Source organism: Ensifer sp., from assembly GCF_035999185.1.
Lineage (GTDB): Bacteria > Pseudomonadota > Alphaproteobacteria > Rhizobiales > Rhizobiaceae > Ensifer.
In genome coordinates this window covers 1-12,970 of record NZ_DASYHB010000218.1, presented here as the reverse complement: position 1 = coordinate 12,970, position 12,970 = coordinate 1, and the positions used below count along the sequence as shown (strand labels likewise).

Sequence of the window (12,970 nt, the reverse complement as noted above, 5' to 3'; positions counted from 1 at the left end):
AAAGGACAAAGCCCGCGGGGCGGGCTTTGTCGGCATGTCGTTCCTGTCTCAGCCGTTGGTGGCCGGTGCGTCGTCGGCGGGCGCCTGCTCCGGCGTCGTCGTCGGCGCCTGGCCGGGTGCCGTCGTCGGTGCTTCACCTTCGCCTTCACCCGTCGTGTCCTTGCCACGCAGGCGGTCGAGAATGGTGGCGTCGGCCTCTTCCGGCAGAAGCGCGATCAGCTTTTCGCCGAGATTGTCGAGCAGCGGCTTCGACTTGGCCTGAGTGACCCAGGTCGGCTGCTGTGCCGGTGCGACCAGCCAGTTGAAGAACAGCATGGCGACGACAACGAGCAGGATGCCGCGGGCGGCGCCGAACAGGAAGCCGAGCGTGCGGTCAAGCGCGCCGATGCGGCTGTCGATGATGAAGTCGGCGATCCGCATGGTGATGAAGGAAATGATGATCAGCGCGACCAGGAAGATCACTGCTGCTGAGCCGATCAGCGCAACGGTGTCGCTGTTGGTATACTGCTTTGCATAGGGCAAAAGGTGCGGGTAGAGGAAGTAGGCGGCTGCTGCTGCACCCACCCAACTCGCAACCGAAAGCACCTCGCGCGAGAAGCCGCGGACCATGGCCAGAATTGCGGAAAACAGGGCGACGCCGAGAACGATACCGTCGAGAATTGTAATGGGCATTTTGTCCTTACTCCGGACCCGGTTCGTCCGGGTCTCCTCAAGCCTATCCGCCATCGGCCCTGCCACGTCAGGGCATTCGCAGCCTGCTTGCAGCCCTTAAAGGGCCGTCTGCGGCATCCGCATCCTCAGTCTTCGTGCTCTGCCGGCCTCAGCGCGTTTCGCGATCCCGCGATGCGCGCCACCAGATCCGGCAGGCTTTCCATCTCGCTCCATCGTCCACCGCCGTTTTTCGGCAGCTCGGTCGAAGCGGACGGCAGGACCGCCTGCGAGAACCCGAGTTTTTCGGCTTCCTTAAGGCGTTGTGCGGTATGCGCAACCGGCCGGATAGCGCCCGACAAGCTGACTTCGCCGAAATAGACGCAATCCGCCGGAAGGGCAAGCCCGGCAAGCGATGAAACCAGTGCGGAAGCCACAGCCAGATCGGCAGCCGGCTCCGAAATTCGGTAGCCCCCGGCAATGTTGAGATAGACGTCGTGCTGGCCGAGGCGAACGCCGCAATGGGCCTCGAGCACCGCAAGGATCATCGACAGGCGGGCCGAATCCCAGCCGACGATGGCGCGTCGCGGCGTGCCGAGCGAGGTCGGGGCGACAAGGGCCTGCACTTCGACGAGGACGGGGCGGGTGCCTTCCATGCCGGCAAAGACCGCAGCACCCGGCGATTTTTCGTTGCGCTCGCCGAGGAACAGCTCCGACGGATTGGCGACTTCGCGCAGGCCCTTATCCGACATTTCAAAAACGCCGATCTCGTCGGTTGGGCCGAAGCGGTTCTTGACGGTGCGCAGGATGCGATAGTGGTGACCGCGATCGCCTTCGAAATAAAGCACCGCATCGACCATGTGCTCGACGACGCGGGGGCCGGCGATCTGGCCTTCCTTGGTGACATGGCCGACGAGCACGACGGCGGTCCCCGTCTGTTTGGCAAAGCGGATCATCGCCTGCACGCCGGTTCGCACCTGGGTCACCGTACCCGGCGCCGAATCGACGATGTCGCTCCAGAGCGTCTGGATCGAATCGATGATCACGAGATCGGGGCGCTTGCCTTCCGAAAGCGTCGCCAGGATGTCCTCGACATTGGTTTCGGCGGCGAGCAGCACGTCGCTATCGGCGGCACCCAGACGCTGGGCGCGCAAGCGCACCTGCGCCACGGCCTCTTCGCCCGAGACATAGATGACGCGGTGGTTGCGGCGCGAAAGCGCGGCAGCGGCTTGCATCAGCACGGTCGACTTGCCGATACCGGGGTCGCCGCCGACGAGCAGTGCGGAGCCGCGCACGAAGCCGCCGCCCGTCACCCGGTCCAATTCCGAGATGCCGGTCTGGATGCGCGGCGCGTCCTCGATGTCGCCGGAAAGGGTGGTGAGCGCCACTGGACGCCCCTTCTTCGGCGCGCGCGATGGGCCGCCGCCGATGCCGGCCGTCGGGTCGTCCTCGATGATCGTGTTCCATTCGCCGCAGCCTTCGCACTTGCCCGCCCAGCGGGTGTGGACCGTGCCGCAGTTCTGGCAAACGAATTGTGTGCGCACTTTCGCCATGACGTTCGACTTTCGGAATGTAAGGAGCCGCCGGCTCTCGAGAGCACCCCGGCGGCAAAGAATCATCTGTGTTGTCACATAATGCCGCGAAACGCGGAACAAAAGGTGAATTTCAGCGAAGATGGCTGGAAAATGATCTGAAGCGCTGCGTCACACAGGATCGACATAGTGCCTGATATACCGGCGGCCGAGGCTGGTCAGCATTTCGTAACCGATGGTTCCGCCGGCGCGCGCGACGTCATCGATGGCGATATTCCGACCGAAAAGCTCGATGTAATCACCCGGACGCACGGCGCTTTCGGGAAGGTCCGTGACGTCAAAAAGGCTGAGGTCCATCGTGACGCGGCCGACATGCGGCACTTTCTGCCCGTGCAGGAAGCCGAATGCCCCCGACGGCGTCGCCTGCCTCATGGTGACGCCGCCGCCCGAGACCGACCGGTGATAGCCATCGGCATAGCCTACCGCCACCGTGGCGATGCGGCTGTCGCGATCGAAACGGGCCGAGGCGCCGTAGCTCGCGGTGCCGCCAGCGGCCACGTCGCGCACCTGGATGATCCGTGCCTCGGCGGTCACGACCGGCTTCATCGGATTGGGGACGTCGTTTACGGCTTCGCCGCCGTAGACGGCAATGCCCGGCCGGGTCAGGTCGAAGTGATAGTCGGGCCCGAGGAAGACGCCGCCCGAATTGGCAAGGCTCGCATCGACACCGTCATAGGCGGCCGTTGCTTCGTAGAAGCGCCGGAGTTGCAAGGCATTCAAGCGGTGTTCGGGATCATCGGCGCTGACGAGATGGCTCATGATCAGAACGGGGGAGAAGCTGGCCGGCCGCGCCGGATCGTTGGCGAGCCCGACCGCCGCCTCGACCGACAGCCCCAGCCGGTTCATCCCGGTATCGATGTGCAGCACGCACGGGTGGTCGCCTCCTTCGGAAAGTGCTGCCATGTACACGGCAAGCTGCTCGTCCGAATTGATGACCGGTACCAGGTCGTTGTCGAAGAACAGGGCTTCGTTGCCCGGCCACATGCCGGCGAGGATGTAGATCCTGCCTTCTGGCACGAGCGGGCGGAGTGCGGCACCTTCCTCGGCATTGGCGACGAAGAAATCGCGGGCGCCGGCCGCATAAAGGGCAGGGGCCGCATGCTGGATGCCGACACCATAGGCATCCGCCTTGAGCACCGCAGCGGCGCGCGCCTTGCCGGAGCGCTTGTTCATGGACCGCCAGTTATCGACAAGCGCGCCAAGGTCGATCGTGAGCCTGTTGGAGGCGGAGAGGAAGTCTGGACGAAGCATGCCGGGCACTCTGCGTGGATGATCCAAGCAGCAATACAGCCAACCGCACGGCGTCGCAAACACTCCGCCGCCGTATCGGCCCTGCTCAAGATGCGCACTTTTGTGCAAGACGCGGACGCACGGGGCCACTATGGTTTACGGATGCAGACGATTTCGCAGGAACAAGCCATCGATGTCATGCCGATAGAGGGCGCCGAGCGCACGCGCTTTTGGCGTGACTCGCGTTTCATGGGCATGGAATGCCTGACGGCGACCTTCATCACCCATGAGTTTGCGCCGCATGCGCACGAGACCTTCAGCATCGGCGCGATCGAGGCGGGCTCGCAGATCAGCAAGATCAAGGGCGAGCGCTCGGAGGCGGGCCCCGGCTATTTCTACCTGATCAACCCCGACGAGATTCACGACGGCCATCCCGGCGGCAGCGGCTATCGCTACCGCATGGTGTATCCGAGCGCGGAGTTGCTGGTGAGCATCATCGAGGATGTCACCGGCCGCGCGTTCAAAGGCACGCCGTCCTTTGCCAAGCGCGTCCTGCAGGCGCCGGACCTGGCTCTTTCCTTCCATCAGGCGCACCGAACACTGGAAGTGGCCGGGGCGACGCTCGAGGCCGAGGAAAAGATGTTCGCCGTGCTCGCTGCGATGTTCGAGCGCCACGGCAGCACGATCATTACGCCGATCGAAACACGGGAACACACCGCAGTGCACCGGGCGCGCGACTATTTGGTGGAGAACTACGCCGAGGATGTCGGGCTCGAAGAACTGGCGAGGGTCGCGGGCCTCAGTCGCGCGCATCTCATTCGCGCCTTCCGCAAGGAGTTCCACATCACGCCGCACGCGTTCCTCACCGACAAGCGCGTGCGTGCGGCCAAGACCTTGCTCAGGCACGGCTGGTCGGCCGTCGATGCTGCCTATCAGTGCGGTTTCGCCGATCAGGCGCATTTCAGCCGCCATTTCAAGGCGCGCACCGGCATAACGCCTGGTGCCTTCCGCGCCGGCTGATCACTTTCGTTCAAGACGACCCGCAGCCCGGCACCTAAAACGTTGGCCAGAGCAACCGTGCGTTCCAAGGGACGGGCGGCGCTGTGGTGCGAATGGAGACGTGGACGTTGCAGGAGAAAAGTGCATTTCGGGATTTTCGGGCGGCCGCCATGGCGATGACGCCGCTCATCGTTGCGGTGATGCCGATCGGCCTCGTGTTCGGCGCCGTGGCGGCTGGCAAGGGCCTCAGCCCCGCGGAGGCGACGCTGATGAGTGCGCTGGTGTTTGCCGGCGGATCGCAATTCGTCGCGATGGACATCTGGACGCATCCGGCCTCCTGGGCAGCCCTCGGTTTCTCGGCCCTGCTGGTCAACGTCCGTCACGTGCTGATGAGCGCGTCGATCGGCGGCAAGCTCGATCAGTTCTCCGGACCTGCCCGCTACGCGTCGATGCTGCTTCTGGCCGACGAGATCTGGGCGATGGCCGAGATGCGCGCGGGCGAAAGGAAGCTGACGCCCGCCTGGTTCGCCGGGCTTGCCGTGCCGTTCTACTGCGCCTGGGTCCTGACCAGCCTCGCAGGCTCGCTACTCGGCGCGTTCCTCGGCGATCCGAAGGTTACCGGCCTCGACTTTGCCTTCCCGGCCGTCTTCATCGTCCTGGTCATGGGCTTCTGGAAGGGGCGCGAAACCGGCGCAGTGCTGGCCGCAAGCGCCTGTGCGGCCGTGCTCACGCATCAATTGCTGCCGGGCGTCTGGTACATCGCAGCCGGTGCTGCCGCCGGCGTCGTCGTTGCCGTTCTCTCGGGTCGTCGCAAGGAGGCGCACGCATGAGTGTTGATCTCACCACGCTGCTTGCTATCTTCGCGATGGCAATCGCGACGATCGCGACCCGTATCGGCGGCCTTGTCCTGATCCGCTATGTGGCGATCGGAGAAAACCAGAAGCGTGCGCTCGAAGCCATCCCGCCTGCGGTGCTGATGGCGGTCATCGCGCCGACGGCTTTCGCGACGGGGCCGGCTGAAACGATTGCCGCTGCCTTAACGGCTCTGGCTGCCATGCGGCTGCCGCTGCTGGCATCGGTCGCCATCGGCGTCGTCTCGGTCGCGCTGCTGCGCCTTGTGTTCTGAGGCAAGGCCGTGAAGCGGTCGACGCCGCTTTGCCGTTAGCATCGGCTGATCTTTGGAATTGAGAGCGGGCTGGGAAACCGCAAACATTTTTCCCAGCCCGCTCCGGCCGCCCCCACGGAACTCTTGAGAGCAATTCCAGGACAAAGTGTGTAACGGTTTTCCGTCCGGAATTGCGTTACGACCTTAGTGTTCTTCGTACTGGGTGAACGAAGGATCGGCGAGATCGGTAAAGCGCGTAAACTCCGACTGGAACGCGAGCTTGACGGTACCGGTCGGTCCGTGACGCTGCTTGGCGATGATCACGTCCGCGGTGCCCTTCACCTGCTCCATCTTCATCTTCCACTCTTCGTACTTCGGGTCGAACTCGTCGCGCGGCTCCAGGTTCTTCACGTAGTATTCCTCACGGAACACGAAGAGCACGACGTCGGCGTCCTGCTCGATCGAGCCCGATTCACGAAGGTCGGAGAGCTGCGGGCGCTTGTCTTCCCGGCTTTCTACCTGACGGGAGAGCTGTGACAGCGCGATGATCGGAACGTTCAGTTCCTTGCCGAGCGCCTTCAGGCCCGTGGTGATCTGGGTGATTTCCTGCACGCGGTTGTCGCTCGACTTGCCCGAGCCGGTCATGAGCTGGATATAGTCCACCACCAGGCAGTCGAGGCCGCGCTGGCGCTTGAGGCGGCGGGCGCGGGCAGACAGCTGCGCGATGGAGATACCACCGGTCTGGTCGATATAGAGCGGCACCTTCTGCATCATCTGCGAGCAGGCGACGAGCTTTTCGAAATCGGCCTCGGAAATGTCGCCGCGGCGGATCTTCGACGAGGAGACTTCGGTCTGCTCGGAGATGATACGGGTGGCGAGCTGTTCGGACGACATTTCGAGCGAGTAGAAGCCGACGACGCCGCCGTTTCTCGCCTTGAACGAGCCGTCCGCCTGAACCTCGGGCTCGTAAGCGGCGGCGATGTTGTAGGCGATGTTGGTGGCAAGCGAGGTCTTGCCCATGCCCGGACGTCCGGCAAGCACGATCAAGTCGGAGCGCTGCAGGCCGCCCATGCGGCCGTCAAGCGACAGGATGCCGGTCGAAATGCCCGACAGGCTGCCGTCGCGCTCGAAGGCCTGGCCGGCCATGTCGATTGCCAGCGCCACCGCATCGTTGAACGACTGGAAGCCGCCGTCGTAGCGGCCCGTCTCGGCCAGTTCGAACAGGCGGCGCTCTGCGTCTTCGATCTGACCCTGCGGCGGCATGTCGAGCGGCGCGTCATAGGCGATGTTGACCATGTCCTCGCCGATGGTGATCAGCGAACGGCGCAGCGCCAGATCATAGATCGCGCGGCCATAGTCTTCGGCGTTGATGATCGACACGGCTTCGGCGGCGAGACGCGCGAGATACTGCGCGACGGTCAGGTCTCCGACCCTCTCGTCGGCCTTCAGGAAGGTCTTGATGGTGACCGGGTTCGCGGTCTTGCCCATGCGGATGATGTCGCCGGCAACCTCGTAGATCTTGCGGTGCAGCGGCTCGTGCAGGTGGACCGGCTTCAGGAAGTCCGAGACGCGATAGAACGCGTCGTTGTTGACGAGGATCGCGCCGAGCAGGGCCTGTTCGGCTTCCAGGTTATTCGGCGCCTCGCGATAGTGCTGGTCCGCCTGGTCCTTGCCGGTAGGGGATAGCTTTCGCACAACGTCGTTCATGTCGCTTTTTCTCTGCCTCTGTCTGGTGTGGCACCGGTTTGCTGTCTTGCGCGGGCTGGGTCAAGTGCACGAGGGACACAGTTGCAAAGCGTCGTGCGTGAGCTGCGCGCTGTTCCCGTTGTTCGACTGATCCACAAGGCAGTGTTCACAAACGCGCAGAATTTACCGTCGCCACAAAATTGGCCGTTGACGTCGCGAATCACCCTGATCGTCCCGGCAAGGCAAGTGTAGCGCCGTCTGCGGCCACCACAAAATCCTGGTCTTGAAAATCCACCGCATTTGGATTAGATAGAGGCAATATAATTAGCATGCTAGTAATATGGAAAAGATAGTAATGTATCAGCCCACGGTAAACCGCGAATTGTTCGACGCCCTGTCGCTGGTCAACCGCAAGCTCCGCGCCGTGTTCGATGCTCGAGTGAAAGAAAAGGGGCTGACGCTATCGCGGGCCCGCGCACTCTTTGCCTTGACCAGGAAGGACGGCTTGAACCAGCGTGATCTCGCCGACGAACTCGACATCGAGACGCCGACACTGGTCCGTCTGCTCGACGGCATGGAAAAGCAGGGTTTTATCGAGCGGCGGGTCGAGGCAACCGATCGGCGCGCCAAGCAGATCCACATGACCGACTTCGGTCGAACCATCGCCGATGAAATACTGCGGCTTGCCGACGAAATCCGGGCCGAGGTGTTGCAGGGCGTTGATGCCGCCGAACTGGCCGTGACGCTTCGTGTTGTCAGTTCGATCGCTGGCAACGTCCAGTCGCTGGCACGGGAGTGACGGCGATGCGCGCGGTTGCGATTGCTGCTGCCAACGAAAACCGGAGCGCGGCTTCTGAAGGGCATGCGGAGCCAGACGAGGGAGCGGAGCTACCCCCGGTCCCAACGGCTCCGACGCCCGCGACACCGTCTGCCTTTGCATCGATGAGTGCCGCCAAGTCCGCAGTCTATATCGCCTGTTCTGCGTTCCTGTTCCTGACACAGGGGCTCGGCATGAACCTGGCGCTTGCCAATCTCAATCAGGTCCAGGGTTCGCTCTCTGCGACGTCGGTTGAGGCGGCCTGGCTGTCGGCTGCCTACATGGCGCCAAACGTCAGCCTGTCGATCGCGCTCGTCAAAATCCGCGCCCAATACGGTCTGCGCCGCTTTGCTGAGATCGGCATCGTCGGCTTCGTGGCCGTTTCCCTGATGAATGTCTTCGTTTCCGATCTGCACTCAGCCATCGTCGTACGCTTCATCAGTGGCATTGCGGCTGCGCCCATGTCGACGCTCGGCTTCCTCTACATGCTCGAAGCCTTCCCGCCGGCGCGCAAGCTGACTGTCGGGTTGGCACTTGCGCTGACCTGCACGACGATGTCTGCGCCGATCACCCGCCTGATTTCGCCGACGTTGATCGAGTACGGCCAATGGCATGCGCTCTACACGCTGGAGATGGCGCTGGCGCTGATTGCGTTGCCCATCATCTATCTTCTGCCGCTGGCGCCGGTGCCGCATGCCAAGGTCATCCAGTTCATGGATGTGCTGAGTTACCTGCTCGTCGCCATCGCCTTCGGTTGTCTCGCCATCGTGTTGAGCATGGGGCGTCTCTACTGGTGGTTCGAGGCGCCCTGGCTCGGCGTTCTCCTCACCCTCTCGATAGCGGCGCTGACGACGGTGGTGCTGATCGAGCTCAACCGCGCCGTGCCGCTGATCGACGTGCGCTGGCTCGCCTCAAAGGAAATCGTTCACTTCACCGTGGTTCTGCTGACGTTCCGCTTCGTCGCGTCCGAGCAGTCGGCGATCGCAGCGAACTTCTATCAGCAGCTCGGCCTGCAATTCGAGCAGGTGGCGACCCTCTACTGGATCATTCTCGGTGCGGCGGTTGCTGGCGGATTGCTCTGCGCGGTGCTGATGAACCCGCAGCATTCCGAGCGGGTGCATGTGCTCGCACTGGGGCTGCTGGCAACCGGCGCTTATATGGACAGCCAGGCGAGCAGCTTGACGCGGCCGGAACAGATGTACCTCAGCCAGGCGATGATTGCGGCCGGCACCGCGCTCTTCCTGCCACCGGCCATGGCGCGCGGTTTCAAGGCAGCGCTGAGCAAGGGGCCGAGCTATATCCTGAGCTTCTTCGTGGTTTTCATGTTCACCCAGAACATCGGCAGCCTGGCCGGCACCGCGGCTTTCGGCACCTTTGTCGCGATCCGCGAGAAGTTCCATGCCAACATTCTCGCCGAGCAGATCGTCCTGTCCAATCCGCTTGTCGCCCAAAGGCTCAACCAGCTTGCAGCCGCCTATAACAAGGTGGTGGGCGACAGGCTTCTGCTGAACGGTGAAGGTCCGGCACTCCTGTCGCAGCAGGTGACCCGCGAGGCCTACATTCTTGCCTATAACGATGCGTTCCTGCTCGCCTCCATGATTGCCCTGTGTGCGCTCGCAGGCCTGTTTCTCCACATGTTCTACAAATGGGTTACGCAGCGTAAGGCAGGACCTGCGCCGCTACCCGCCGCTTGATTGAATGGTTTGATATCATGTTGAAATTGCTTCGCTCCCCGACGGCGCTTGTCGTCTTGTTGGCCGGTCTCGGCGGTATCGCCCTGGTGCTTTACGCATGGCGGCTGCCGCCCTTTCAAAGCTCCGTCGAGATGACGGAAAACGCCTATGTCCGCGGCTATGTCACGGTCATGAGCCCGCAGCTTTCGGGCTATGTCTCAGAGGTTCCCGTCAGAGACTATGAAACGGTCAAGGCCGGACAGCTGTTGGTCAAGATCGACGATCGCATCTATGCGCAGAAGCTGGCACAGGCCGAAGCGACGCTCGCTTCACAGAAGGCCGCACTTGCCAACTCCTACCAGCAGGAACTCTCCGCCACGGCCGGTATTGCATCGAGCAAGGCACAGCTCGACAGTGCCAAGGCGGCGTTCAACCGGGCACGCGCAACGTGGGACCGGATCCGGCCGTTGGCGGAGAAGGGCGTGGCGACGCGCAGCGACGCAGACCAGGCGCGCGCCGGATTCGAGCAGGCTGACGCGGCTGTCAGCCAGGCCGAGGCCGGACTTGAGGTCTCCAAGCAGGCTCTGGCAACGACCCTTGGTGCGCGCTCCGGGTTGCAGGCGACGGTGACCGGCGCCGAAGCCGCGGTCGCTCTGGCGAAGATCGACCTGGAAAATACGCGCATCGTCGCGCCCCGCGACGGCAGGCTGGGCGAGATCGGTGCCCGGCTTGGGCAATATGTGACGGCGGGGTCGCAACTGCTGGCGCTGGTTCCGAACGACGTCTGGGTCGTTGCCAATTTCAAGGAAACGCAGCTTGACGGCATGAAGAGCGGGCAGCCGGTCACCATTACGGTTGATGCCCTGCAACAGAGCAGCCTGGCCGGACATATCGAGCGCTTTGCGCCGGCCGCCGGCTCGGAATTCAGCGTGATTCGTCCCGACAACGCCACAGGCAACTTCATCAAGGTGGCGCAGCGTGTCGGTGTCCGCATCGCCGTCGATCCCGGCCAGCCCCTGGCCAGCATGCTCTCGCCCGGTCTCTCGGTGGTCGTGCGCGTCGACAAGGCTGCGCTGGCGCGGCCTGTCGCGGATCACGCTGCCGGTCGGACGGTCTCGGGTTTTGACGGCGGGCAGGGCGCGTAACGTTGCCGCCTGCGGGCGAAGCGCATGATGCGCTGGGGTCTGGTTTGATATCTCAAGAGGTCAAGAAAAAAGCCCGGGTCGATGACCCGGGCTTTCTTTTTGCGAATGGCCAGTAAGGCTTATTCGTCTTCGCCTTCGAATTCGGCTTCCGGGTTGAAGAAGTCTTCCGGCTTCAGCGCGTCTTCGTCAACGCCGTAGATGGCGTCGGCCGAGGTCAGGCTTTCGCCCTTGGCCTGGCGGCCGGCTTCTTCAGCCGAACGGGCAACGTTGACTTCGACAGCGATCTCGACTTCCGAGTGCAGGTGCAGCGTAACCTTGTGCAGGCCGATCGACTTGATCGGCTGGTTGAGGTCAACCTGGTTGCGACCGACGTTGAAGCCTTCGGCAGCGAGCACTTCGATGATGTCGCGGGCAGCAACCGAACCGTAGAGCTGGCCGGTTTCGCCAGCCGAGCGGACGATGATGAAGGACTTGCCGTCGAGCTTTTCGGCAACAGCCTGAGCTTCCGACTTGCGCTCGAGGTTACGGGCTTCGAGCGTCGAACGTTCAGCTTCGAAACGTGCCTTGTTGGCAGCGTTGGCGCGCAGCGCCTTGCCGAGCGGCAGGAGGTAGTTACGAGCAAAGCCGTCGCGAACCTTTACGGTTTCGCCCATCTGGCCGAGCTTGGCGATGCGTTCGAGAAGAATGACTTGCATGTTGAGTTTCCTTTCAGTGTTCCAGTTCGTTGGTCAGTTTTTTCCAACCGGCGTGACCGCGATGGTGCGTCGCGTATCGATCAGGCCGGACAGGAGGAAGAAGAATGCCGGGATCGTGAAAACGAGCACCGACAGGTATGCGATCCACAGCACGGGAAGCCGCCAGGACTTGCCGCGCGTGCGGAAGTGGAAGGATGCGAAACCGGCAAGCAGGAAGCCCGCGCCGAAGGTTCCGCAGATCAGCGCGCCGATCGTGGCGGGCGCGCCGCCGAGAAAGGTCATGACCAGGCCGCCGAGGAAGATGAAGATGGCGTTGCGATGCATGCGCAGCGTCGAGGGAATGTCCTCGCGCGGGCGCAGCGACCGGCCGGACATCTGCACGATGCGGGTGGCCATGTAGTAGGCGGTAAACAGCATCAGCACCCAGATCGCGCCCTGCACGAGCGGTAGCGCCAGGGTGAACAGCGACTTGATCTGGGCGATCGCGGCCGCATCCGGATTGTAGGCCGCATCCTGCGCCTTCACCGCCTGGATAACGATGTCGACCATGCGATCGGAGATGTCGGCGCCGTACCCGACGATGTAGCCGACGATGATCATGCCAACCGTCACGAGGCCGGCGAGATGGCTGAGGATGTCGGAGAGCGGGTACCAGGCGAGTGCTTCATCCGGGCCGCCGAGCTCGGAGGCCGGGCGGGCGAGATTGGCAAGATGGCTGAGCCATCCCGCCGGGATGAGCGTGACCACGAGAATGAGCAGCGCGAAATGGGGAGAAACGAGTGCAGCACCGGTAGCGCCGGCGGTAACGATCGCGGCGATCGCGGCAGCGTTGCCCCAGCCGAGACCGGCAATCAGGATCGGAAGTGCCGAGGCAGCGTAAAGGACGATGGCAAGCGACGACTGCGTGTTCGCGCCCATCGACAGAAGGGCGGCGGTCAAGCCGGCGAGAACGCCGGTCAGCAGCGATGTCTTGTTCAAGTTCGTCACGTTTCGCTGTCCTGCTTCGTGCAGTTAGGGGATGGCCAGGCTCAGCCCCAACATGGGATTTCCTGTGTGTTTCCACGCAGGGTTTCCGATCCGCGCCCACCGCGGAAGGGAGAGGAAGAGGCGCTCACCCAAGGGGAGCGCCTCTCCCCAGAGTCGGTTTCCGTCGAGTCAGTCGACCGCCGGAACGTCAGTCGTTCTTAGGAAACGACGTAGGGCAGCAGGCCGAGGAAGCGTGCACGCTTGATCGCCTGTGCGAGTTCGCGCTGCTTCTTCTGGGAAACGGCCGTGATGCGGGAAGGAACGATCTTGCCGCGCTCGGAAATGTAGCGCTGCAGCAGACGGATGTCCTTGTAGTCGATCCGCGGAGCGTTTGCGCCCGAGAAGGGGCAGGTC

The 12,970-nt window shown here is 63.1% G+C and carries 13 protein-coding genes; 6 read left to right on the top strand and 7 right to left on the bottom strand.

Translation table 11 applies throughout. From position 1 onward, the window contains the following. Positions 1 to 48 precede the first annotated feature (48 nt). The 3 genes from VGO04_RS31540 to alr form a co-directional block, all read right to left on the bottom strand. Positions 49 to 672, bottom strand: coding sequence for a CvpA family protein (locus VGO04_RS31540; protein ID WP_327499928.1), 624 nt, complete (start codon positions 670 to 672; stop codon positions 49 to 51). A 125-nt stretch (positions 673 to 797) separates the two neighbouring features. Continuing rightward, a complete protein-coding gene (radA, locus tag VGO04_RS31535; RefSeq protein ID WP_327499927.1) occupies positions 798 to 2,201 on the bottom strand; it encodes a DNA repair protein RadA in 1,404 nt (467 codons plus the stop codon). 150 nt (positions 2,202 to 2,351) lie between these two features. Beyond that, positions 2,352 to 3,491 (bottom strand): alanine racemase, encoded by a 1,140-nt coding sequence (gene alr / locus VGO04_RS31530; protein ID WP_327499926.1) that lies wholly within the window; start codon positions 3,489 to 3,491, stop codon positions 2,352 to 2,354. Positions 3,492 to 3,632: 141 nt separating this feature from the next. Between alr and VGO04_RS31525 the strand changes: the two genes are divergently transcribed. The 3 genes from VGO04_RS31525 to VGO04_RS31515 all read left to right on the top strand — a co-directional run bounded on the left by VGO04_RS31525 (position 3,633) and on the right by VGO04_RS31515 (position 5,595). Further along, a complete protein-coding gene (locus tag VGO04_RS31525; RefSeq protein WP_327499925.1) occupies positions 3,633 to 4,490 on the top strand; it encodes an AraC family transcriptional regulator in 858 nt (285 codons plus the stop codon). A 155-nt stretch (positions 4,491 to 4,645) separates the two neighbouring features. Continuing rightward, positions 4,646 to 5,299 carry an AzlC family ABC transporter permease gene (locus VGO04_RS31520; protein ID WP_327499944.1) on the top strand — a complete coding sequence of 218 codons (654 nt, stop codon included), beginning with the start codon at positions 4,646 to 4,648 and terminating at the stop codon, positions 5,297 to 5,299. After that, positions 5,296 to 5,595, top strand: a complete 300-nt coding sequence (locus VGO04_RS31515) for an AzlD family protein (protein ID WP_327499924.1) — start codon at positions 5,296 to 5,298, stop codon at positions 5,593 to 5,595. Before VGO04_RS31520 ends, VGO04_RS31515 begins: the two co-directional genes overlap by 4 nt. 183 nt (positions 5,596 to 5,778) lie before the next feature. Here VGO04_RS31515 and VGO04_RS31510 read toward each other — a convergent pair whose 3' ends face one another. After that, positions 5,779 to 7,281, bottom strand: coding sequence for a replicative DNA helicase (locus VGO04_RS31510; protein WP_327499923.1), 1,503 nt, complete (start codon positions 7,279 to 7,281; stop codon positions 5,779 to 5,781). Positions 7,282 to 7,615: 334 nt separating this feature from the next. Between VGO04_RS31510 and VGO04_RS31505 the strand changes: the two genes are divergently transcribed. The 3 genes from VGO04_RS31505 to VGO04_RS31495 all read left to right on the top strand — a co-directional run bounded on the left by VGO04_RS31505 (position 7,616) and on the right by VGO04_RS31495 (position 10,895). Then, complete coding sequence (locus VGO04_RS31505; protein ID WP_327499922.1) at positions 7,616 to 8,059, top strand: MarR family transcriptional regulator; 444 nt, start codon at positions 7,616 to 7,618, stop codon at positions 8,057 to 8,059. A gap of 143 nt (positions 8,060 to 8,202) precedes the next feature. After that, positions 8,203 to 9,771: an MFS transporter gene (locus tag VGO04_RS31500; protein WP_327499943.1), complete on the top strand. Its 1,569-nt coding sequence runs from the start codon at positions 8,203 to 8,205 to the stop codon at positions 9,769 to 9,771. Positions 9,772 to 9,788: 17 nt separating this feature from the next. Continuing rightward, the gene (locus VGO04_RS31495; RefSeq protein WP_327499921.1) at positions 9,789 to 10,895 is read left to right on the top strand and encodes an HlyD family secretion protein; all 1,107 of its coding nucleotides are present in this window, start codon (positions 9,789 to 9,791) and stop codon (positions 10,893 to 10,895) included. A 119-nt stretch (positions 10,896 to 11,014) separates the two neighbouring features. On the opposite strand, the gene rplI is transcribed toward VGO04_RS31495, so the two are convergent. From rplI to rpsR, 3 genes are all read right to left on the bottom strand, one after another. After that, on the bottom strand, positions 11,015 to 11,590 hold the full coding sequence (gene rplI / locus VGO04_RS31490) for a 50S ribosomal protein L9 (protein WP_327499920.1): 576 nt from the start codon (positions 11,588 to 11,590) through the stop codon (positions 11,015 to 11,017). A gap of 33 nt (positions 11,591 to 11,623) precedes the next feature. Next, a complete protein-coding gene (locus tag VGO04_RS31485; protein ID WP_327499919.1) occupies positions 11,624 to 12,577 on the bottom strand; it encodes a DUF2232 domain-containing protein in 954 nt (317 codons plus the stop codon). 197 nt (positions 12,578 to 12,774) lie between these two features. Next, the coding region (rpsR, locus tag VGO04_RS31480; protein WP_327499918.1) for a 30S ribosomal protein S18 at positions 12,775 to 12,970 on the bottom strand (196 nt) is incomplete at its 5' end.

Excerpts from the sequence above, each read along its gene's own strand:
- VGO04_RS31540 (WP_327499928.1), bottom strand. The coding sequence starts at position 672 with ATGCCCATTACAATTCTCGACGGTATCGTTCTCGGCGTCGCCCTGTTT.
- radA (WP_327499927.1), bottom strand. The coding sequence starts at position 2,201 with ATGGCGAAAGTGCGCACACAATTCGTTTGCCAGAACTGCGGCACGGTC.
- alr (WP_327499926.1), bottom strand. The coding sequence starts at position 3,491 with ATGCTTCGTCCAGACTTCCTCTCCGCCTCCAACAGGCTCACGATCGAC.
- VGO04_RS31525 (WP_327499925.1), top strand. The coding sequence starts at position 3,633 with ATGCAGACGATTTCGCAGGAACAAGCCATCGATGTCATGCCGATAGAG.
- VGO04_RS31520 (WP_327499944.1), top strand. The coding sequence starts at position 4,646 with ATGACGCCGCTCATCGTTGCGGTGATGCCGATCGGCCTCGTGTTCGGC.
- VGO04_RS31515 (WP_327499924.1), top strand. The coding sequence starts at position 5,296 with ATGAGTGTTGATCTCACCACGCTGCTTGCTATCTTCGCGATGGCAATC.
- VGO04_RS31510 (WP_327499923.1), bottom strand. The coding sequence starts at position 7,281 with ATGAACGACGTTGTGCGAAAGCTATCCCCTACCGGCAAGGACCAGGCG.
- VGO04_RS31505 (WP_327499922.1), top strand. The coding sequence starts at position 7,616 with ATGTATCAGCCCACGGTAAACCGCGAATTGTTCGACGCCCTGTCGCTG.
- VGO04_RS31500 (WP_327499943.1), top strand. The coding sequence starts at position 8,203 with ATGAGTGCCGCCAAGTCCGCAGTCTATATCGCCTGTTCTGCGTTCCTG.
- VGO04_RS31495 (WP_327499921.1), top strand. The coding sequence starts at position 9,789 with ATGTTGAAATTGCTTCGCTCCCCGACGGCGCTTGTCGTCTTGTTGGCC.
- rplI (WP_327499920.1), bottom strand. The coding sequence starts at position 11,590 with ATGCAAGTCATTCTTCTCGAACGCATCGCCAAGCTCGGCCAGATGGGC.